General features: G+C 58.6%; 7 protein-coding genes. 4 read left to right on the top strand and 3 right to left on the bottom strand.

The window, feature by feature from the left end:
- Nucleotides 1-530 precede the first annotated feature (530 nt).
- Nucleotides 531-725 (bottom strand): transposase, encoded by a 195-nt coding sequence (locus HH302_RS22730; RefSeq protein WP_172200544.1) that lies wholly within the window; start codon nucleotides 723-725, stop codon nucleotides 531-533.
- 207 nt (nucleotides 726-932) lie between these two features.
- Between HH302_RS22730 and HH302_RS07390 the strand changes: the two genes are divergently transcribed.
- Both HH302_RS07390 and HH302_RS07385 read left to right on the top strand, forming a co-directional pair.
- Nucleotides 933-19349 (top strand): DUF6531 domain-containing protein, encoded by an 18417-nt coding sequence (locus HH302_RS07390; RefSeq protein WP_172200541.1) that lies wholly within the window; start codon nucleotides 933-935, stop codon nucleotides 19347-19349.
- On the top strand, nucleotides 19346-19663 hold the full coding sequence (locus tag HH302_RS07385; protein WP_172200538.1) for a hypothetical protein: 318 nt from the start codon (nucleotides 19346-19348) through the stop codon (nucleotides 19661-19663). Before HH302_RS07390 ends, HH302_RS07385 begins: the two co-directional genes overlap by 4 nt.
- Before the next feature lie 100 nt (nucleotides 19664-19763).
- Here HH302_RS07385 and HH302_RS07380 read toward each other — a convergent pair whose 3' ends face one another.
- Entirely contained in the window at nucleotides 19764-20153 is a 390-nt protein-coding gene (locus HH302_RS07380; protein ID WP_172200535.1) for a putative toxin-antitoxin system toxin component, PIN family, read from the bottom strand.
- A 443-nt stretch (nucleotides 20154-20596) separates the two neighbouring features.
- Between HH302_RS07380 and HH302_RS07375 the strand changes: the two genes are divergently transcribed.
- Nucleotides 20597-21322, top strand: coding sequence for a PEP-CTERM sorting domain-containing protein (locus HH302_RS07375; RefSeq protein WP_172200532.1), 726 nt, complete (start codon nucleotides 20597-20599; stop codon nucleotides 21320-21322).
- 546 nt (nucleotides 21323-21868) lie between these two features.
- Entirely contained in the window at nucleotides 21869-22699 is an 831-nt protein-coding gene (locus tag HH302_RS07370; protein WP_172200529.1) for a hypothetical protein, read from the top strand.
- Nucleotides 22700-22759: 60 nt separating this feature from the next.
- Here HH302_RS07370 and HH302_RS07365 read toward each other — a convergent pair whose 3' ends face one another.
- The gene (locus HH302_RS07365; protein WP_172200526.1) at nucleotides 22760-23665 is read right to left on the bottom strand and encodes a glycosyltransferase; all 906 of its coding nucleotides are present in this window, start codon (nucleotides 23663-23665) and stop codon (nucleotides 22760-22762) included.
- Between the last annotated feature and the right edge of the window lie 444 nt (nucleotides 23666-24109).

Genomic DNA, 24109 nt, shown 5'->3' with positions numbered 1-24109 from the left:
GTGCCCTGATCCTCGAAAACAGGCTGTCCAATCACCCAGTCCGGCGATGGAGCGTCTAGCAACTCGGCGGCAGCGTTTAACGCGTCCGAACCGGAGTTCGATCACATTGCGGCTTCAATAATGGGCGCGATCGGGTCCGCGCGGATGCTTGCGCGTCGGATGAGAGGGAGTCACGGTCTCGATCCTGCGCGCATGCAGTGGGGCGACCGGGTGGGCTGGGTCGTGGCCGGTGTCGGCCAGAACCGTGTGTGCCGGCAGGGCTTCGAGCACGGCCGCCGCGCGGGTCACGTCACCGGCCTGGTCCGGCGTGAGATCAGAGCGCGCCAAGTGTCCCGATCCCTCGATCAGCACATGGATCTAGGTGCTCAAACCACCGCGTGATCGCCCGAGCGCTTAGACCCCCCTTTTTTCTGGGGTGCTTTCGCCGCATGCTGATGCGCGCGCACGATCGTTGCGTTCAGATGTACTTCCTCGAAATCCGCGTCCTGCGCCAGTGCGGAGAACACCCGCGCCCACATCTCCGCGTCGGACTAGCGCGCAAAGCGCCGGAACAAACTGTTCCTCGGCCCGAATTCCGCAGGCAGGTCACGCCATGGACTCCCCGTGTGCGCCTTCCACAGCACTGCCTCGACAAACAACGGATGTCGCCCGCGATCGCCTACTTTGCCTGGCAGCAGCGTCGCAATGCGCTCCCACGGGTCATCTCGCCGCCGAATCCTCGCCATCTTCCGCGCGCATCTAAAGCGCAGGAGGTAAGCAGAGTCAACCCGGCGTGAATAGCGTCTGACGCAAGCAGGAGGCTGAAATGGCCGTAGCGTCTAAAGGGGTTGTGCAGTTCTTCACGCTCCAACCCCTAAACATTTCTCCGATTTTTCTGAACTACTCCGAGAAGGCGCCACTGGGCGCAGCCCCAATCGGACTCGGAGTGCGAAATGGTCGGAATTGTTGCTGGCAATGGTCTGGGACTGTCAACGTCCTCACGAGCAGTGCTTGGGAAGGAAGGGGCGCAAGGAGACGCGTCCTTCGGTATTGCAGGAGAACGCATCTCGGTCAATGCGTCGAACGGCAACCTCGTTGTCCAACATACTGACGAAGAGCTTGCTGCGATTGGGCCGGACTTGGGGCTGCTACGCACATATAACAGTCAGGGCGCCGCTGACGGCGACAACAACGATGGTTGGAGAGTCTCGTACTACCGGCAGATTAACGGCCTGGAAGGCGGGACGAACGTCTCGGGCAGCGCGATTTGCCGGGTGGACGGCGATGGTGCAACGTCCAGGTACCTGTTTGACGATGGGCGAGGCCTCTACGTCCTGAGCAATGGCACCGGCGGTGATGACACACTGCAATTTGATGTCGTCAGCAACACATGGACTTGGCGTGACGGCGATTTGCCCCTGAATGAGGTCTACGAACAAGATCCTGCAGGTGGAAGCAATTGGCGACTGACGTCGGTACGCGACACGGACGGAAATGCTACGCGCATTATCTACAACGCGAGCGGCACGATTCAACGTCTGGAGTCGTGGGCCGTAGGGGACGCCTCGGCGCGTGAGACCGTCTACCTCGACTACGGGGCCAACAAACAACTTCTGCAAACCCGAAGCAGTTATCGAAACGGGGCAAACGTCATTACGCGGACGCTAACGCGTTATGCCTACGACACCCTCGGTCGCCTCTCGTCGGTCTTGACCGACACGAGCCCCGAGGACAATACGATCACGGACGGCCGATTCCATTCCATAACGTATGAGTACGATGGCACGTCGACCCGGCTTTCTCGTTTGGTGCAGGGGGATGGGGCGACGGTATCCATCACTTACTCGCAGATTGCCGACCGATGGTTGGTGAGGCAGGTGGTGGATGCCCGTGGGTTGGTGACGAATTTCGCCGGGGATGGAGCGACTTACGTTTATGTAAGTACGCCGTCGAATGCTACGTTGTTGGAACTCGATCCTAGCTCTGGTCAATTGGTCTATCGGGCCAGCGGAAACGAGTACGCCCACTATTCATATGACGAAGAGGGCAATGTTTCGTCGATTACTATCGGGTCTGAAACTACTTCACTTGGATATAACAACGGACGGATGGCGTGGCGACAAGACGCGGCAGGCAACCGCATTGAGCGGGCCTATTCGGTCGACGGTGATCTACTGTGCGAGACCGCGTATGCCACTGCGGATCCCGACGGCGCTGGGCCCGCCGCCGCATCAGATCCGAGAAAAACGTACTACGTCTACGACACCAAGCGTCACCTGCGCTTTGTCATTTCGCCGGAAGGGCGCGTTTCGGAGTTTCTCTACGATAGCTTTGGCCAGAAGCGTTCAAGTATTAGCTATTTGGGGGGCTGCGTTTCGCTTACAGCTCAGCCGGACGAGACGAAGATGCTCTCGCTTGTTTCCGGTCTTGATCGCAGCAAAGCGGAACGTACTGACTATTCGTATGATGCTTATGGCGGACGCCTGACGTCAGCGACGCATTTCAAGTCAATTGCCGCAGACGGTACAGGCGTTTCGGACGGCACGCAGACCAGAGAGCAGTACGTTTACGATCCATATGACCGACTATTGCAGGTCATCGATGCCCGCGGCTACGTTACCACCAACACCTACGATGGTTTGGGCCGGCTACTCCTAACGGTAGACGCTCTGGGGGGAACGACGACACACCACTATGACGACGTCGGCGATCGCGTCTATACGCGGCGCGCGGATGGCAGCTGCGTCGTAGCATCATATAACGCGGCGGGCGATCTACTCGCCACGATCGACGGGATTGCTGCGGTCGCGGTGTGGTCGCAAGCGTTTGGAACTGATACCAAAGGGCTGAATCTCCCCTCATCGCAAATCAGTTTTGACTCCGCTGGACAGCGTTTGAAACTGTCCACTGCCGCGACAACCAGCGATACTTACCCGACCGCGTATGGAGTACGTCAATACCGGTTTGATAGTGGCATGCTGTTTCGGAGCGAGATCACGGCGCCGTCTGTCGGGACGGGGCAGTGGTTCACGATCGGAGCTGATGATGCGGGAGTGAGCGGTAAGAACCGCTATCACTACGCGATCCTGCGCGACGGAGTCCTGAACGCCGCGTGGGGGGACGGCGGCCCGAAGGAGGCCGCACTTTCGAGTCCTGCGAAACCTTTCAAGGCGGGTACAACGTATGTTGTCGACCTAGAGACGACTGACGGCGGCTCGGTCCTTTACGTCTACGAAAAAGGGACCGACCGGAACACGGGCTTTATCGATCGGCGCGCCTACGCCGATTGGGGGGTCGCCAGAATGCACTTCGGGACGTATGGCAGTTCCGGGCGAACCGCTCGGGATCTATACGTCGACAATCTGTCTGAATATCGCATTAACCAAAGCGGTTCAAATCTGTGGCGCGAAGGATTCATGAGCGCGCCAGCGGGTTTGTCGCCGCTGCCTTCATCCAACCCGCTATTGGTTCTCGAAAGCGGTCGTTTGCGCGTGGATACCGTGAACGCGGGGCTAACGGCTGACACGACGCAAGCGGTAGTTGGTCGCGCCGTTTACGCGCAGTCACAATCGGTTTTGTTCAAGATCGATGTGCTCACGAGCGCTGCCTCTGCAGGACGATACCTACGCCTCGGCGCAACAAATGGCGCAAGTGGTGCCGCTGCGCGCGGACATGCTGCGTTGTTTTCAGGTGGAGTGCTATACGCGCGCTATCTGAACAGCAGTGGTGTTGAACAACTCGTTGCCTTGTCTACGGCAGCCAAGCCACTGAAGGACAACACGAAATACACGGTTGAGGTGCAGACGTCCGCAACCGGAAGTACCTTGTACGTCTACGAATCCGGCACGTCTCGATCGTCGGGTTTCTCACATACCGTCAGCATGGCTGACTGGGGGACTGCAAGCGTTGAGGTGACGGCTCGAGGGTCTTCGACTACGGTCAGCGCACCGTCCTATGTGACGGCCTTGCAAGAAATCCAAGGCGGGAGCGATGGTACAACTGGCGCGGCTGTTGAACGGTTCGGATATGACGCGAATGGAAACCGGCGCTACGTAGAGAACGGAGCGGGGCAGCGAACCCGGAGTATCTATTCCAGCAACGGAAGGAAGGTTGCTGAAATCGATCCGGCTGGAGAAATGCAGGAGTGGCTCTACGACGCGAATGGTCGTGTTTTCCAACACATTCGCTATGCGAACGCCCTCTCAGCAAGCCAGATGAGTACGCTCGCCGCTGCAGATGGGGCTGCGGCCCCCGCGACAAACCTCCTGGATGCGGTTCGGCCGACGGCGTCAATATCTGATCGCATTGACACCACCTATTACGATCGCGCTGGAAATATATCCGCTACGATTGATGCTGGAGGGGCCGTCACAACGTTCGAGCATGACGGACTAGGACACCTGACATCACAACGTCGCTACGCCACGACGGTGGATGTTCCTGAGTTTTCAGCCAAACGCACTGACTCATCGGCGGTCTGGTTTCAAGGTTTTGATCGCGGGCTCACAGGCCTCACGACAGCGGGCTATGGAGCGACGACGGCCGTTGCTGGTGGCCTGATGAAGATGGGCTTGGTCACAGGCAGCCCGAGTCTTCCAGTAGCGGCTCTGAACCAGGTCTTCGGCAATCGAAGCTACAAATCGAGCGACGGACTCACTGTCAACTTCAAGGGTACTGTGACGACGGGGGCGTCACAGGCGTTTATCGGTATATCGAATCGACGGACTGCACCAGAGGATGCCCCTCTGCAGGAGTACGGTTTGCTAGTCTCAAGCGGCAAGCTGTATGCGCGCTACTCGAGTGCCGGGAAAACAGTTGTCCGGGCGCTCACGCCGTCAATTGCCGGATTCGTGCTCAAGCCGACGACCACATTGACGGTATATGTAGCGTTGGACATTGATACGCCGGACGCTGAGGGGGGATACCTTAACGTTATTGCTTCTGATGGAGTTGGCCCCTCTGCGCAATTTACTGATTTTTCAGATGACGTGGCGCCTGGCTGGGGCGAAGTTGGTCTCGATCTGTCGGTGTCCGGCCTATCGTTGTCTGGTGCGACACTCAGTGCTGATTGGATCGCGGAAGGCGTGTCTGGTATAGACCCGTGCTTGCGCATTCTTCCGCCAGAAAGCTCCGATGATCGGGTCGTACGGACTTTCTACGATAAAGATGGTCTTGACGTTGGGAGCCTTGACGCTGAGGGCTTTCTTACTGAACGTGAATACGACGCCGCCGGACGTTTGGTTTCCTCAACCCGTTATTGGAACGCGACCCGCGTCGGTAGCCGAGTCAGTGGCACCATCGACGACTTGCGGCCGCAAAAGAGCGACAAGGATATTCGGTCGATCCAGATCTATGACAACCTGGGCCGGCTGGACGCGGATATCGACGCAGAAGGTTATCTGACGCGATACGGTTACGACCAGGATGGGCGCTTGACGTCCACAAGTCGCTACGCAAAACCCTACACTTCGACGGTATCGGTCGACGCTGCAAGCGGTGCGGTTCGCTATTTGCAGGCGACGGATGTTCGTCTGCCTACACCGCTCACAGATCTAGGCGAGGTCCAGGTTACCCGCATCACCTATGACAAACTTGCGCGCGTGGTTAGCAAGGCAGCGCCCGACGGCACCCTAACTACTTATGCATATGACGCGGCGAATCGCCTGATTCGTTCGCGGTTGGCCGATAACGGTGGTGTCGACGAGCCTTTGAAGACGCAGTACGAATATGACCAGGGCGGACACCTGATTCGCGAACTGGGCTACGAGGGGCTCTATCTGTTGGAGCAAGACAGCGCGGCTGCCAGAGCGGAACGCAAGCGTCTTGGTTACTCGGAAGTGCTCTCGGCCCTTACGTCCGCAGAGAAGACGCAACTGAGGGATCAGTATGCGATCCGTTATGGGTATGACGGGGCAGGGCGTCTAATCGCAAAGCGAGACGGGCGCAATAATCGTACGCTGTTCTATTTTGACGCTGCTGGGCGTCAGACACACACGATTAACGCAGACGGAAATGTGTCGGAGCTGATCTACGACAGCTTCGGCGGCGTGATTGGGACTCGCAGCTATGCAGCAAAGCTGAGTGCGTCGGCTCTCTCCGGGCTGGCCGGAGGCGTCGTTACACCAGCGTTCTTGTCCTTAATTGCAACGCTTCGAAACGACGATAAGGATCAATTCGGCGCTTCAGCTTTCAATACTCGTGGCCAGCAAATCCAGCACACGGACGCAGCGGGAAACGCGACCAAGTTCGGTTACAACGCGTTTGGTGAGTTGTCGAGCAGCCTGGTAACGCTGGAAGCCACTCGAACGCTCAATACCGTCTTCACGTACGATCGCCGCGGGCTGAGAGTTTCCACAACGCAGGACCCCGATGGCGAACGTGTCAAGAACTCAACGAGTTATGACGCTTTCGGCCGCGTGGAAACGGCTACCGATGCACGCGACGTAAAGCGTACGACCACGTATGACAAGCTCGGTCGCACGGTCGTATCAAGCGGCCCGTTGGGTTATCAACATACCACAGCGTACGACGCTTTCTCGCGTGTGCTAACCCAAACCGACTCGTTGAATAACAGCGTTACCTACGTACACGACACCGCCGCCCGAAAAGTGACGATGACTACCGCCGAGGGTGTGGCCACGATCACGGAATACACCCGAACTGGAAACGTTTTCAGGATTACTGACGGGAATGGCGGTGTGACTCGCTACGAGTATGGTCCCGACGGCCAACTCCGGTCGATCATAGATCCGAATAACAATGTCAGCACAGAAACCCGTGACGTCGTCGGAAACCTTATTGAGACTAAAGACGCAAATGGCCTAACGGTACGGTTCGAGTACGATGCGTTCAACCGTGTGGTTACGAAAACGACGGACCCGCTAGGCCTTAACTTGGCGACGAGATACGAGTATGACGGAATAGGTCGCACTATTGCCGTGACGAATCCAGACGGTACGGTCACGCGAAATGAGTTTAACCGGCTCGGTCAGCTGTCCGCAGTTGTCCGAGACGCCACGGGTTTTGCAATACGGACGGAGTTCCAGTATGACGCCGTGGGTAACACGCTTCGTGTCACTGAGGCCGCCGGAACGGCCGTGGCCAAGTTAACTGAGTACTCGTACGACGAATTTGGTAGAAGGGTCCGCGAAGTTGTAGACCCGGCAGGTTTGGCGCTTGCGACTGCATATCGCTACGACTCCACCGGGAATCTAACTGAGCGAATCGATCCGCTTGAACAGCGCACGATCTACAGCTACGACGCTGCGGGCCAACTGCGTTTCACCATCGATGCGACTGGAAGCGTGCGCGAAAGGCAGTACGACGCCGACGGTCGGGTAATCGCGGACCTCCGCCATGCGACGCGGTTGTACCCTGACAGCGTGGCTTCTGCAGCGGGACTCTCGGCTACTGGCAGTGTCGACAACATAGGATATCCCGCGGAGCTTGTGCAGCGGCTGGTCGGTAGCGCTGTCCGCTCAGAAGTTACACACTATGTCTATGACCGTGACGGGCGGATTCATTATGTCGTCGACGCCAATATGGGCGTTAAGCGCAATGAATACGATGGCCTTGGTAATGTTGTTCTAACCACCGAGTATGCTCAGCCTGTTTCAATTCGAAACTTTGCGGCTGATGTGGCAAAGCTCTCTGCGCTGCCCTCCGATAGCGACGACAACCGCACCCATCGTTTTGTATTTGACAAGGCCAATCGCCTTGTTCTCGAAGTCGACGCGGAAGGATATGTTAGTGAGCGTCGCTACGACAACGGCGGTCGCATTATATCGACGACGCGATTTGCCTCCCGTACGAGCGGTCTTTCTGCCGATGGCGTTCTCAGTGAGGATGTCGTGCGTGCTGCAATCACGGCATCGGAAGATGATAGAACTAATTACGTCGTGTATGACAGCGCCGGGCGCGTTAAATATGAAATCGATCCGGAACGCTACATCACTGAATATCAGTATGACGACGCAGGTCGCGAGCGCGTTCGTGCGCGTTATGCAACACCTTTCGCGCTGCCGCCTTCGATCGATGCGACGTCAATAAAAGCATTGCTCCCTGCAGTGCCCACGTTCGGCACCTTGCTGGTCCGATCTGACTATGATCGCGCGGGCCGATTGGTTGACACTACTGACGCTGAAGGCATCGTAACGCATCGCGTTCTTGATGCCCAAGGGCGCGCTACATCAATAACCGTCGGATTTGGTCGTTCGGATGCTAGTAGTACGGACTATTGCTTTGACGCGGCCGGTAGGCTGACGCGTATTACGAAGGCTGCTGGATCATCGATAGCGGCGACCTGTGAGTATCGTTACGACGCGTGCGGCCGAAAGATCGCTGAGATTGGCGCATGCGGCATTGCATTGACCGAAAGTAACAGCGACTGGGCCCGCCGTGAACGCGCAGCATTGGGATATGCGGGCGACGTTTCTGGTTTGTCCGATTCTCAACGACAACAGCTTCGCGACAAATATACCACGCGCTATCAGTACGACGCTTTAGGTCGCGAGAGCCTCAAAGTTGATGCATTGGGTGGCCGTGTAAATACCGGGTACGATGCTTTCGGCAACATCATCATGCGCGACGACGCGCTCGGTCGTGTCACTCATTTCTACTATGATCGCCTGAATCGCCTGATTGCCACCGTTAGCCCTGATCGGCTTTTGCACACCGTGCGCTACAACGCGTTCGGCGACGTCATCGAACGTCTGGGCTACGACTATCCGATTAGCGTTCCCCTGTCTGAGCGCTCCGATATCATGGATGGGCTTGCGCGCGAACAGCAGGTGGTAGGGGGGGGCGATGCGTTTACGGTCACGATGCGAATGGACCAGCCCGGGGCACGTGTCCTTCTCGAAGGTGTTCCGGGATGGGCGGCGGATAGTCCTGGCTATGGCAATTGGTGGTTCCAGATCGATCCTGAGAGCGAGTCGTGGGAGCCGGACGGCGATGGATACATCTATCGAGCTCGTTTCTCGAATACCGGGAACCTCTACGGAGACACAAACTACGTCCGCACGCAAATAGTTCCCTATGGCTCCGGTCTTGGAACGGTTGCGATTCAAGAATTCAAGCTGGAAAGCGATAACCGGGGGGTACTCGACTACGCGTCATCAGAGGAACACCTGTCGGTCGTCTCGCAGCACAACTCGGACGGAACTTGGCACAAGTCAATACGCCGTGAGCTCGGGGAGGCCGCGAAGGGCGAAACCGTTACTGCGTATTTCAAGATTCGATCGGATTATGGCGACGCGGTTCCGTTGCCCGAATTTCTTGTCCGTTCAGCGTCGACGGCTGATGGTTCGGAGGTCAGGGGGGCGTGGAGTGTCGTCTCCGAAGAGTGTCAGCGTATGGAGATCGTCGGCGAGGCCGATGGTTGGCGTAGCTATGCCTTGACGTTAGTTGTGCGGGATGCCGGTGACTTGGCGATCCAGTTTCACGCCGATCCCGCCGCGGCAGGGCTCACAACACTTGACGCACTGCGTGTAGCGTCGGATTCGCGCGGGTTGATTAGCGCGGCAGATGCTAGAGACACCTTGTTGCTCAGTAGCGAGTCATCGCTCCAGAACCTTACATCGCCACTCACACTTGATTTGGATGGTACGTACGGCGGGGGCGGACGCAGCGTTGAGCAAAGCGCATACGATCGACTTGGGCGGCTCACGAAACGGAACTGGGGGGTTGATTTGGAAGGAGGGTCGGCTCCTTCTGAAACTTACGAACTTGACGCTTTCGGCCAACGGTGGGCTGTTACCAATAGGCTGCACGGCCGCGCGGTGTACGGGTTTGACAAACTAGGCCGGATGACGTCCGAGACGCTTCCGGTAACTGTCAACGGCCAATCGGTCGTGAACAACTATCGTTACGACGCACGTGGCAATCGTGTTGGTTCGGATGAAGCTGTCGGCCTTGCCGAGCAGCGGACGATGACCTACGAATACGACCGACTGGGTCGTACTACCGCGAAACAATGGGCGCCAGTCGCGGTATTTGAAGGCGGCGTCACTAGTATCGTCGCGCCACGCGAAACATCAACCTACGACGCTCAGGGCAACCTAATCAAGCATACCGACGCAAATGGCGCGGTGACCCTGTCTTACTTCGATGCGCTAGGGAATAAGACCGCTCAAATCGTCGAGGCTGAACAGCGCGATGGCCGCGCGTTTGGCGTTCTCTCCACCTGGGAGTACGACCCAGCCGGGAATGCAATTGCTTCGACTGTCTATGGTCAGCTCGTTCTTATGCCTTCTGAGGGGCGGGGCTTTGAGGTTCCCAGTGCCGCCGATGCGCGTCGGACGAACTATTCGTTCGATTCCCTGGGTCACCAGACCAAAGAATGGATTGACGGAGTAAACCTGATCGGCGGCTTCGATGCCGATGCAAAGGCAGAATGGTTTTCGCGGGGTACTCTTGAGAGCTCCAAGCAATATGACGCAGTCGGTAACGTTATTCGCGAGACGGATAGAAATGGTGCATCGACCGTCCATTTCTATGATGAGATGAATCGCGAAGTCATTACCATTGACCGCGAGAATTACGTTACCTATCGCACATACGGGCCGTTTGAGGTCGTGACTCGACGTTTCGCACGGCAAATGCCTGTGGCGGTCACACCGGACACTTGGTCCCTCGAGCGACTCAAGGACTACCTTGAGGAAGGGGCGGGAGAGGGTGGATTCGCGAGTGGCCAGGATCGAGTGACCGTTGCAACGCTTGACGAATTGGGGCGAGTCAAAGAACTCCGATTGTTGAACGTCGAATGCAGCGGCACCTATGAAGTCGCGAATAACTTCCATGTGGGGCATGCAGATGCCGTGACGTACTACGAGCGCGATGCGCTTGGCAACGTGACGCTGGAGCAAGATCCAGACGGCCGCACTATCGAATACAAATACGACGCGCTTGGGCGAATGATCGAGCGAAGCGGGGCGGAGTTCACTGACTACACCGGCAAGGGCGTTCGTCAGCGAGAGCAGATTGTTTACAACGGCCTCGGTCTGGTCGACCGCACTGTGCAGTTGGATGACGACGACAGTACAGACGTTGGTGATCGCGTAACGAGAGACGCCTACGATGCGCTGGGGCGGTTGAACGCTCAAGTGACGGCCGTCGGAACGACCCGCTATGCGTATGACGCAGTCGGAAATCGCACGCTTACCGTGACCACGGTGAGGGATGCGGCGGAAGGTCTTCACGAACGAGGCGAACGTATTGACTACGATCGCCGTGGCCTTGCCTTGAAGCAGATGACGGTTGTGGGCACAGCCGGCTGTGCCTACGGTGATCTTGTCGTGTCGACGCAGACCGAAGCGCGCTACAACGCGTTCGGCGAGGTTACCGGCCGCCGCCTGAATGGTGGTGGAGCGGATGCTGCCTGGCAGGAGACTGCCGATTACGACAACGTTGGACGCATGTGGCGTAGCAACACGAGCGGTGGCGCTACGAAACTCTTTGTCCACGACGGCAACGGCAACACGACGCTGACCCTCGATGCGGCATCGGCGATGCCAGATCTTGACCAAGCTGGCCTCTATCGCGCGTTGACGGATACGGCGTACTCGTCTGCGTTGGCCGATGCGAATCGGACTTGGGCCGTTTTTGACAGGCGCGACCAACTGGTCGACACAATTCAGCCGAACTTTACAAGTCGAGAGATTCTGAAGAATCTTCAGGAGCAATCGACTTCTAGTGCGCTGGGCAATCCGGTTGGCGCACCGAGCGTTGACGTTGTCCCCGCCGGGGGCTCAGTGGCGCCAAGCGACGACGCAAGCACGGCCATCGGACACGTCCACCTCGTGTCAATTCCTGCTGCCGGTTTCAACCTCGACTTCACCGTGGAAACACGGATCGAAAACCTCTCGATGGTTGGTGCTGATTACATGGGGCTGCGCTACCTCGGTGATGCAAATCGATATGCAAAGAAGATAGATGTCGCTCTTCCCCCCATTTCCTGGTACGGCGATGGGCAGTATGAAGTTGAGTACTCGGATACGTTGGGTGGAACGAGCACTTACCTCGTCGGCGGTAGCACATCCCTGATGCTGAGCGTGCCGATGAACCGGCGCGTTGGCGGCAACTACACGATCAACATATTTAAACGCGTCTCTGGCGCTCGAGAGCTCATCGCCTCTGGCTCGGGCAAACATCCGGCCGCACAACGTGTCGAAACGCGAACAGCAACGCCGCCTGTGGCGACCCTGGGCCTTGACGTCGCGATGAATCCCGTGTCGCGCCGAGAGATCGAGCTTGCGGGTATCCCTGATTCCGCTGCAACGGTGACATTCTTCTTGAAAGGGGCGGATGGCATCGAACGGCCGGCATCGGCCGCGCGCAAGCTTGTCGGCGGGGTAACGCAGCCAGGGTGGTGGGCGCTCGACATTGCAGGCGTTAGCGACGGGATCTATACGTTCAACTATGTCGCGCTTGCTGCCGATGGCACAACCAAGGTCGCCACTGGTGGGGGAGCTCTTGTGCTTGGGCCTTCTGGGCAACGTCTCGTGCAGTCGGTGACGACGGCTCGAGGAATTGACGTGGGTGGCGGCGAAATTGCTTCGCCGGCGCTCACGAGTGCAGGGGTTACTGGCTACTCAAGTGGCATGCCGATTGCTGCATCAGCGTTGTTGGCGGAGCGCTTCGAGCGCGTCTACGTTGCTCCAGGTGTTCCCGATGACTTCGTGGGAAGCTACAGCCTCGACAAGCTAACCTTAACTGTTCCAAGCAACCTCACGACGCAGTCGCTCTTGAGCGGAGGCGGTAACTACGTGGTGGAGGTTTGGTGTCGCGGTATACGACTCGGCGAAGCAAAGGTAATTGATTCCGCGACAGGCCGCCCAGCGGTCGATCAAGCGTTCAACGTCGATTTTGATGCGGCGGACAGCAAGAATCTGGTGTCCGGTGCAACGGCCGAAATTCGCTTGTTCGTTGATCGCGCCGGCATTCGGAAGATGGTCGCCAGAACCGAATTCAATGCCCCAACGCCACGCGTGTTTCATTACTACGGCTCGCCCCCCGCAGCAGTTCCGGTGACGGTGACGCCCGATTTGCGTAGCACTGGCGAGCAAATCGAATTTGCGCTTGATCTTGCTTCGAGGGTTGTTGAATATGGCCCCAGCTACGAAGGCTATCCGCCTAAATTGGGCCTCGCACCAGACGCTGCACGAGCCTACCTGAACGCACTGGATGACGTGGCTGGTGCGCGGAGTTCCGGGAACCGAGTCTGGCTTACCGTGATTTCGGTCGATGGCGCGGAAACGGTGCTCGGCCAGAAGGCGGTTTCGGCCTCTGAATCGGTCGTTGACCTCGACCTCGATGGTCTGACAACGCCTGCATCAGGCAGTGTCAAGCTTCGTCTTGAGCTCGAAGCGGGGGGGGTACGCAAAACCGTCGCTGAGGCCGTATACGCACTTCCTGAGAAGAGCTACCCATCTACCTTCAAAGGGGTTGCGCATACCGAAACGATGTACTCGGATCTCGCCGGATCCCACCCAAGCGTCGTTCTGACAACATCGCTGGCCGCCGTCAGCGCGATGCGCGCTTACTACCGCCCAGCCGGCTCTTCGGGGCCATATACGCTCATCTCCAGCGGGAGCGTAGGTTTGCCGACGTATACGTTCAGTGGTCTCGATACGGCGGGCAAAGGCGCACGGTCGACGATTGCTGGCTCGTTTGCCATTGATCCGTCGCAGTTGCCGTCTGGCAACGTGGAAATTCTCTACCTTGGGCTTGGAGCAGACGGTTCGATCAACCGCGTACTTGAGCGCGGCCGAGTCATCCTGAATCTCTCGGGTGACCTAGTAACCGTCCAGTCGCGTGAGACTGAAACCCTGAAGGGAAATGGATACACCCTGGTTGATGACTCCGGCTACATCAACTTTATCGATGGTGTGAACGGCACGCTCAGCGCCAGCAAGGCAACACTCAGCATCAAGCGTAGCGACGCCGGCCCATTCGCCACCCCGGAAACGATAACGCTGACCAAGCGCGCGCTCGGTGCAGCCGCCGGAGGGGCACTCAGCTCTGGTATTGCCGACTGGTTTGGTTGGCAACCCGATGCGCGTTTCAGCGGCCTTTATGACTATGAGCTAACCACCACTACGAACGACGGCCAGGAGGTTGTCCACGTTGGTGGGCAAATGCGTTTGGGTGGCACACCGGAAATCATTACCCGTGCACCGATTTCCGAACGCGCAAATACGATCCGGTTCAGCAACATGGCTGGCGCGTCAACGCTGACAGTCGAATACCGCCTCAACGGCAGCACCGATCCGTTTGTCACAAGCGCCCCAATCCCGGTTGCTTCAGACGGTACGGCGTACTGGTTCAGCGATGCGTTGATCGGCATCGCAGCTGGCGTTCATGCGGACGACTGCGCCTTCGACATCAAGGTAACCGCCACCAACGGCGCGATCACCGTCAGCACGGGGACTGGCACTATCACCCTTGGCAAGCATGCGTCCGCCGGCGTCATGCTCGAGCCGGTCACGCTCGGCACCACGCGTACTATCGACACGGGTGTGCCGAGCGCGGATCGCATCGTCATCAACTATCGTCTGAAGCCGCAGCACAACACCGACGATTCATACCAGGACGACAAGCTCCTTGCCCCGGCATTCTTGAAGACCGAACTTACTGGAGGAGGCGGGCGCTTCGAGTGGGATATCGCGGGCCTGATTTCGCCGGGTGTCACACAGAAATACGAAATCCTGCTGGAGATCTATGCGGGCACGACGTTGCTGTCGAAAGACGATGCAATGCTCACCCTCACGCCCGGTGACAAGTCAACCTTCCGTCAAGAGCATGTCAGCGGTCTTTCGCGCCTTGGCGACAACGTCGTCATTCATCGCAAACAGCATTGGAATGCGTTTGGCGAAGTCGACCTCGAGTCCGACGGGCGAAGTAACGACACCTACCTTGAGTACAGCACGGCAGGCAAGTTGATACGCAAGACCGGGCCGGAGGTCGACGTCACGTCTGAATCGGGCACCGTGACGCATACGGCCACCAGCACTACGTATCACTACTCGCTTGGCGGGCAGCAGCTAGGCACCGTTGATGCAAACGAGCATGCCACCGGAAACGAGATCGCCGCTCTCGATCTCTATACCGGTGGGCAGCTCTTGGCGCAAAGCGCCAATGCGGCCTATCGGTCAAAAACCTACGGCTATGATGTCTTCGGCCAGCTTCGCTATGTCATCGACGAACTCAACCGCCGTACCGATTACGAATACGACAACGGCGGTCGGTTGACTCGCGTACTGCACCCGGTGCGGGAGGCATTCGACTACGCAGCCGGCTTTGCGCATGGCGACGTACGGGACACCCAAGCCGGCAGCCGCGCGGTGGAGAACTACGAATACGACGAGCTCGGCCGCCGCATCGCGGTGACCGACACGCTCGGTGGCCGCAGTACCACCTTCTACGATGCAGACGGTCGGATTGTTCGCACCGTATCGGCTGAAGCACGGGTCACCACCTACGACTACGCCTACGACGCAACCATCAAGGGGCTCGGCGGCCTTCGCGTTGGTGGCTGGCGCAAGACCACAACCACACCCTCTGCAGACGCTGGCGGCCTCGCCCGTACCCAGGTTGAAGAAGCAGACTACTTCGGCCATGTCACCTTCAAGAAAGATCTGGGTGGTCACCAGTTCTTCTACAACTACAACCGTGCAGGCTGGCTCGAATCGCAAACCGGTACTAGCGGCCAGCACATCGAATACAGCTACTACGCCAACGGCTACGTCGCCAGCATTCGCGACATCGCACTTGGTATCGAGACCCAGTACGGGTACGACAAACAGGGCAACCGCACCTACGAAGCCAACCTCGATCTCACAAAGATCCCGGGTGAGGCACCAACCGTCTACCAGGCGGCGAGGACCGAGTACGACGCAGCCAATCGCGTCACCAAATTCGAAGATAAAGACCAGGCCACCATCGAATACAGCTACGACGCAGTGGGCAACCGACGCATGATGCACGCCCACTACGACAATAACGTGGGTGGCCAGTGGGTGGACCAGACCTACTGGTATGCCTACGACAACATGGATCGCTTCACCGTCACCATGGGCGCGCTCATCGGTGGCGCGATTCGCGCGGGTGAAAACGGCGTCGAAATCTCATACGACGACGCCGGCCAGCGGCGCACGGCCCTCTACGGCCGCGCCAGCAAACAGAGTGAGAAGAGCACCTGGAGCTCGGCCGACGGCCACCTTGAGCGGTACAGCTACACCTCAGACGGCTACCTCAAAGCGGTTGAAATCGTCACCGATCAGTCCGGCACCACAACCGAAGAAGGTTGGCGCGCTTGGCTTGCCACCCACAGCGAAACCGCCGCTCAGCTACGCGCAGCGCGTGACGTCGACCTCGCCGGGCGAACACAGGCTTACGACGAGTTCGCGCTGCCAACGGCTGGCGGGGGCACCTACAGCAGCCATACCGTCAGTCACTACGACAAAGACGGCCTTGTCCTCTCCGAAACACGGGAAGAAGACGGCAAGCTGGTCTCCGCCACCACCCACTACTACAACGAGAACGAAGACGGCAGCCGGGGCGCAAACGACAACTTGGTAGACCGCGTTGAAACCGTCGAATACGGCTACGGCGGCCGCGACGGCACGACCCGGTACGTCAAGACCACCACCAATACCGCCACACGCTACAGCTGGTGGGACTCGGCCCAGCAAGCCGAACTGCGCGTCAAAGCTGACAGCGGCGAATACAAGGAATGGGCGCCTGGCCAGTCGAAGTTTGAATACAACGTCAATGGCCACCTCACCCGAGTCAACGACGTAGCAGGCAAGCGCGCCCAGATCTACATCAACAACGCTCAGGGCCAGATCCTGCGCCGCGACGAACTGCGCGATATCGGCGCAGACCAGCATCTTGAGCGTTGGCACAAGTATTTCTATCTGGACGGTGCCGTACTCGGCGAAGTGTCGAACGACGGCCTCTCGCGTCGTGACTATGTGCAGGCCCTGGCTCAGCGCGGCCCCGCACCGCACCCCGACAAGGCCCACCGCAACTACACGCCGATCTACGCGGCAGACTTCGACCAAAGCTACGAACCGATCAGCCCCGACTACCCCGGCCCAGTCGCCAGCCACTACACCGCGCGGGCGGGCGACACCCTGCCGCAGATCGCGCTCGCGCTGTGGGGCGATTCGGCCATGTGGTACCTCATTGCCGACGCCAACGGCCTGAGCGGCCAAGAAAGCCTTACCGAAGGGCAGGTGCTGGTGATCCCCAACAAGGTCACCAACATCCACAACAACGCCGACACGCGCCGGGTCTACAACCCGGGTGAAGCGATCGGTGACGTTCAGCCGAATTTGCCGGCGCCCGTGGCAAAGGAAAACTGCGGCGCGCTCGCACAGATGATCATGGTCGTAGTTGCGGCGGTCGTGAGCTGCTTCGTCGGCCCAGCAGTGTTTGCGCTGCTTGAGGGGGTGATTGGGGTCGGAGCCGCGACGCTTGTTGCAGGCGCAGTCGGCGGCGCAGCCGCATCCGTTGCCAGCCAAGGTGTTGGCATGGCCATGGGGGTGCAAGACAAGTTCTCGTGGAAAGCCGTCGGCCAAGGCGCGCTCGTCGGCGCAATTACCGCCGGCATAAATGGCATGCCTGGTACCCCCTTTGCCGAAGCGGGTGGATTTGCCGGCGAAGTCTTTAACATCAGCAAAGGTTTCGTCACCGGAGCCGTCAACGCCGCAACCAGCGCCGGCTTGTCAATGGCGCTGCAAGGGAAGTGGAACTGGAAGACGGTCGCGTCGGCTGCCGCGGGCGGGGCTGTCGGCAGTGCCGTCGGGGGCTCAGGCTTTAGTGGCGGGCTGGTTGGCGGCTTCACGAGTGGATTCGTCAGCCAACTTGTGGGACGGGGTCAGGTCGATCCGACAAGCTTGTTTATCAGCACTGTCGCGTCTGCTGTCTCGGCGTCCGCCTCGTCGTCATCCGGCTCCACGGCCCCTGTATCCGATGTTCGGTCTTCAGGCTCAGGGCTTCAGGCTAACTCGGAGTCCTTTGGGCCGCGCTTTGCAAGCGAAAACGATCCTTCGCCGTACTCCTTGACCAGAACGGATTACTCGTTAGTGGATCGCGGGGCAGCAGGACGGCTGGATTCAGGGTGGGCGGCCCAAACAACGCAGCCGGTTGATGTGAATGCCTTGCCCGCGAACTTGGCTGATCTTCCGGGGGTGATGCGTTACCCCGATGGCAGCCCGGTGCTGCTAGCGGACAACAATTTCGGCGTTGGGCTTTCGACGGACACTATCCCGGTCGACAGGATCGTTGTTACAGGGACGCGCTCCACAAACGAATCCATGTTGTATTCCGGCGGTTCCGGGCGTCCGATCAGGGTCTCAGAGACGGGCGACGGTTCAACGGTCGAATACTTCGCCGATGGCTACAGTGAGCAAGGGCCGCAGGATGACGCACCGCACTTTGTGGCGCGAGACATGGCGCCCTTCGGTGCAGACGTGTCGCGTCAGGAATACGGCCGAATTTCGCAGCGAGCGGCGGATATAACGTGGGACTACGATACGCCGGGGTTCATGCATGAGCTGAAAGACTCGCTATACGGGCTGTTTGGCGGAAAGGCGGATCCAATCCGCACGCCAGCACTAGAGCGGGAGCGCGCTGATCTCTTGGGTATCTTGGCGACGGCAAATTCAGCCGAGGCCAACAACCCGATGTATGTGCAGGTTGACGCAGCGCGCGGCGGTATCTTTGGCGCCGGCGCCGTGATCTACACGCGGAACTCCAGCCCGAGAGATCAAATCCATGCGGCTACAGCGTTTGGTCATCTCGATAATGCAACAATGGCGTTTGCTTCAGCGAAGGTGGCGTCAGCGGAGATAAGTGCGCTAAAGTCATTCGGGAACCAAGGCAGAATTGGGGTGTTCGAGCAGGGCGCCCCAAACAGGGGAGCGCGCCAATTCTCAGGCGGCGCTCCGTCGCTTGAAGGCAGCGTCTACAACGCAGATGTTGTTAATGCCAGAAGCGCAGACTTCTACCGCCTGTACGGTGATAATCCGGCGCGCGGAACAATGTCGAACGTGGAAGCCCGTCAGTGGTATTTGGCTCAAGACGCACAAATCTTGAACCGCATCGATTCCTCTGCATCACTGGAGAGTCAGGCGCGCCAAGCCTTCGATTTGCGCAATGCCAACCGTACCCAAGCTCGCGAGTTCATGTCTGACCGCGTTACCGCGGATCGACTTATCCGGGAAGAGCCGAACATGACATGGAATCAAATGCTGGAATACCAGAGACGGAATAAAGGCCTTACAGGAGATGATGCCTATCGAAGCATTCTCCAAAGCTCCAAAAAAACCCGAGCTTCGGTCAATAAGCAATTAGGAGTTGAATGATGGGACTTGAGCTTCCTGTGATCTCAAAGGGTGTCAACAAAAATGGCTGTATTGAGTACCACGTCAATGCTGTTGCGGATTGGGATGGGTTTGACTCTCTGATCAAATACCTTGAAAAGTACTGGCATGCGGCAGTAGTTGAGTCAGATGATGGTGTTTATTCCAGACGCAAGGTCTTGCGCTCGGGCGACGTCCCTATAACGATCTATCACGACAGCCAGATCGGGAATTATTTCTTGAGAGAGGACGACTCTGCTGATCAGTCGCTGTTGGAAAAAATTGAAGCCGATTTAGTGCAGCGACTCAGCGAGTAGAAGTAGCTTCTCAAGAAACAAAAGCCCCACCCACCCGCTGCGTCGCGGGCCGGTGGGGCTTCTTCTTTAGCCGCTATTGTTCGTTGCGCGCTGCCGTTCGCTACCCCGCCTCCAACATCGCCACGGCCTCGGCAGGCCGCACGATCCTGATGCCCTGATAGCTGCCACCCAGCGTATGCAGATGCTTGTCCCCTGACACGATCACATCCGCCTGTGCCGCCAGCGCACAGGCCAACACCTGGTCATCGTCGGCATCCGCCTTGATGGTCGGCGCGATCTGCACAGGCTCCACCACCGTCGCCAGCTCCGCATAGCCCAACACCAGCTCTTCAATCGACAGCCCTGACGCCGCGATGGCCTTGGCGAACTTGCGGCGCGGCAAGATGCTGGCGAGTTCAACCAGCAAAGGGCGGCTGGTAAAAATCTCGATCTCCCCGAGCTGGGCCGCATCGACCAGCCCGGTAGGTTGGGCTGAACGTGTGAAGCCCAACGCCTACGCCAAGCCCTTGGCTTCCGCGTCGGAACCAACCGGTCCGCAGCGCCCGCGCATCGTGCAAAGCATGGTGCCGGGGCTGGCCCGGCTGGGCGTGGTAATCGGCTTCCGCTTGCGCAAGCGCCGGCTCGCTCGCCACTGCATTGCCGGCGCACCGCCCGCTCGATCCGCGCCGCAAGCGCCGCATCGCCCAGCGTGCTGGCGGGCAGTCGGCCGTGGGCGCGGAGCTTTGCGAGGGAACGCGAGGTGGGCACGCGAGAACTTTCCTTGCTTTGCCTACACAGCGTCGTGCATTAGTTCGCGGGTCAAACATCAATCTGTCTTTGGGTTTCTGAAGTGTTCGTGTCATCGAGGCGATAATTCGGTTACAGCGCCACGCGCTTGCATAACACCGGCTATTCGTTCAGTAGTGACCTTTAACGTTTCAAGGAGAATCCAAATTGCATTTTAAGAGTGTAGTTGTGTCGCTTTGCATTGCCGTTCCCGCCTTGGGCTCGGCCCCAGTTCAGGCCGCCAGCGCAACCAGTTCGTTCGATTGGTCCCACGCCAGCTTTAGTACGTTTGCAACGGACGGCGGCGCAATCAGTTATACATGGGACGCGCACGGCATGGCCGCAGCGACCGCCAACGGCACCACGAATTACGACCCGACATATTGGGACGCAGAAGACGGTGTCTATTCAGCTATTAATACCAACGGCAACGCGACGGCCACGGCATTGATGAATACCAATACGTGGACCACGCAGGCATCGGTTTCTGCTGGCGCATTCCCTGCACAGGCGAATGCCGTGTCTCAAAATTGGGGCGCCTTGTCGGTATCGGGTACTGGTTTTCTGCTGATCAAGGTGCCGTACACCCTTACAGTCGATCGTACCGGTGGCGGCGACGTGTCCGCGTTTGGTCAGATCTACTCATCGGCAGCGGGTACAAATTCCAGCCTCAACGCGGCCGTCTTCTTGAGCAATTGGGATCCGGTGTCGTCACGAAGCGGCGTATTGAACTTTGCGCTCTACAGCGAAGGTAGCTATAAGGGTTGGCTAAATGTCTATACGTCAGCTGCCGCGAACGTCGCTGCGGTGCCGGAGCCGGAGAGCTATTCGCTGATGTTGTGCGGGCTCGCGCTTATGGGCGTGATGGCTCGCCGTCGTAAAGCGCGCAGCTAAGTTGCTCAAACCCAATGGGCGGGCGGCGCATTCGATGGCCCGCGCCGCCCGGAAAGTCCCGGGACGTCTGGAGCGCTTGTTGGACGGAATCCGGGGTCCGTTCTGAATCGATGAAGTGATCCAGGGCTGTGGTCGTCACGTTATTGGTGTTGATGGCCAGCCCTTGGTGTTCTTCTGATTTTCACGCCTCCCGGCCGGCCTGCAGCGCGAGTGCATTGCATGTTGCGAGGGCGCCCCCCGCCGGGCATGGTATTCCGCTTCGGCCGGAGCAAGCGCTGGCTCGTCCGCCAACGCAGCATCTTCTACAGCCCCAACATGCTCGCCCACTTTGCGGGGTGTTTGGACTGTTAGGCGCCGGTATTGGGTGTTTGGCGCGGTGGGTTTTGGATGGAATGTGCGTAGTCATCGCGAGCGCTTCCCCGGTGTTCCAATTGTTCAGGAGTCTTCGTTCGGATGTGTAGATCAGCATGGTTTCGCGGTAGGTGCGGGCTTGTAGGGTTTGGGTTGTCCGTGGTCTTGGGGCTTTTTTTGAGTGGGTGCGTCACAGTGTCGAAGGTGGATGTGACGTCGTTCAAACCGCCTAAGTCGATTGTGATTGTTGATGTGCCGCCAATGCGATACGTGGCGAATATCGGGGTCATCTTGCCGGTGCTACAGGGGTTTCACTATTCGCCGAAGGCCGATCCGTTCTTTGTGCCGGAGCTGCACGTCAACGCCAAAGGGGACTACATTACGCAGGGCTTCAATTCCGGTCTGGTGGTGGCTAGCTCTTCGCCGGCACAGGGCGGGGTACCGTTAGGGGCCGGAATCGCCGGCGGCATGATTGTGGGTGGTATTTTGCAGGCCAGTGCTGACGATACGCAGCAGAAGAGCCGGCAGTTTGACGCGACGGTGCGCCAGCGGTTGCCCAAGCTGGACATGGGGGCGGAGTTTGTAGCGGCCTTGAAGCAGGGTCTGGAGGCCAAGGGCGTTGCCGTGTCGGTAACGCGGGATGCTGCTGCCGAAGCACCGCGCTTGCGCTGGGCTAGGTACAACAAGGATCTCATGCCCGTGCCGGCGGACGACCTTGACCGCTACCCGGCAGTGGATGCTGATGTACTAATGCAGATAAGCCCGATTGCTTACTACATGGCGCCGGGGCCACTTAACGCTTACCGGCGAAACACCACGGTGTGCGTTGCGCTGTTCAACGGGCGCACGAAAGCATTTCTGGGAATGCAGACCTTTTCGTTCAGCGGATTTAACCCCGGCCTCGCCTACAACCGCTACGAGAGCTTGCTTGAGGATCTGGACAACGCCGCCCCAGGGCTGCGCGACAGCTTGTTGGCGCTGGTGCCCAAAGTGGTGGACGTGGCGACCGGGCGGGCTGTGGATTGAGGTCCAGTGCAGTGCACCGATCCAATCAAGTTGATGCGGGCGATTTACGGTACAGCGCTGTCAGGTCAGACGATTGAGGATTTCATCCGACACCGTTGTACGAGCCGAGCCTGACTTGATCGCGTTAATGTGCGCTGATGCAGCGTCTATGCTGTGGCGGACCGAGTCGTTTGCCGCCAACTCTTCGATTTCGGTGGCAATCGCGCCGGATGTGAGGGCCTGACTTGGTGTAGCTGCGAGTACGCTTCCAAGGTTCTGGCTGGCGAGACGCTGGCCCACGATCGCTTGCTCTGTGTGCATTGGTAGCACAATTGTTGGGGTCGCCTGTTCTAGCGCGATGGCGCATGTGTTGTGTCCGTTGGTAACCACAATGTCCGCGGTCGAGATCATCGACTGGATGTTCACAAGCTGACTCACGACTTTGATCGTTGGGCCGCTAAAGGTTGCGGCAATGGCTTCCGGTATTTCAGGAGCCACTACGATGCAACTTGCGCCGCTGTGTTTCAAGCCCGCCATCAGAGGGGCAAGGTGACGATAGTGCGGGTGGCAGTACACGAATACCTTGACGTTTCCGCTCGCCGGCCACGGCGGTGATGCGCTTCGCACTTCAGCATATTCCTGAGCGAAGTAGCGAGCGCCCGGACGCTGGACGTGATGATCAAGTTGAGGCCACGTTAGCAAGGCGCAGTCTCGGGCGGGGTAGAGGTCGGAGACCGAGTTAACGGTGACTTTACTAAACGCTGCCAGCGCTGCGTTGATCGAAGAGATCAGCGGCGCTTCCGCTTGGGCCAGAACCTCCGCAGCGAACTGGCGTTGGCCGAAATAAACCGGCGATGGGCGAACTGCGGGCGGAATCGTGAATCCGTTGCCAATCGAAAACGTATCGACTCCCAGCGCTTTGGCCGCGATCAGCGCGCCTGGCGCATAGTCGGATACCACCAGGTCTGGTTTTACAAGTTCGAGCAAGGCATGCCATGCATGCGTGCGGGCAAGTAGACGCAAAGGCTCTGCGAAGCCGCAACTCGAAAGAATGGCAGGGAAGTTCAGGATTGGACCCAGTGGCGCTTCCGGTCGGCGCGAGAGGGGGGCTTGCAGCAGCGTAACTCCAGTGCTTCCAAGTAGCGCTTGGGCGTGTTCCAGCGACGCGCTGGCCACATATACTCGGTGGCCAGCGGTTACAAGTGCCTCTGCAACACGTGCAATGAGTCGAATATGGCCGTGGCCGCCCCCAAGTTCCCAAGCGATCAGTACTCTAGCCATCACATCGCATCAATTTGGGTGCCGCGTCGCAGGGTGTGCCTGCCGCGGTTCATGAGACAGACGCGCTGGTGCGCGCATTCTTCTTGCGCGATCGTATGCTAAATCTTTCGATGAGCGCGATGAATGAATATGGTGGGAACCTGGAGTTTC

This window comes from Niveibacterium sp. COAC-50, assembly GCF_013184235.1.
GTDB lineage: Bacteria > Pseudomonadota > Gammaproteobacteria > Burkholderiales > Rhodocyclaceae > Niveibacterium > Niveibacterium microcysteis.
The sequence above is the reverse complement of the archived record's forward strand: the minus strand, read 5'-3'. Positions and strand labels throughout refer to the sequence as shown.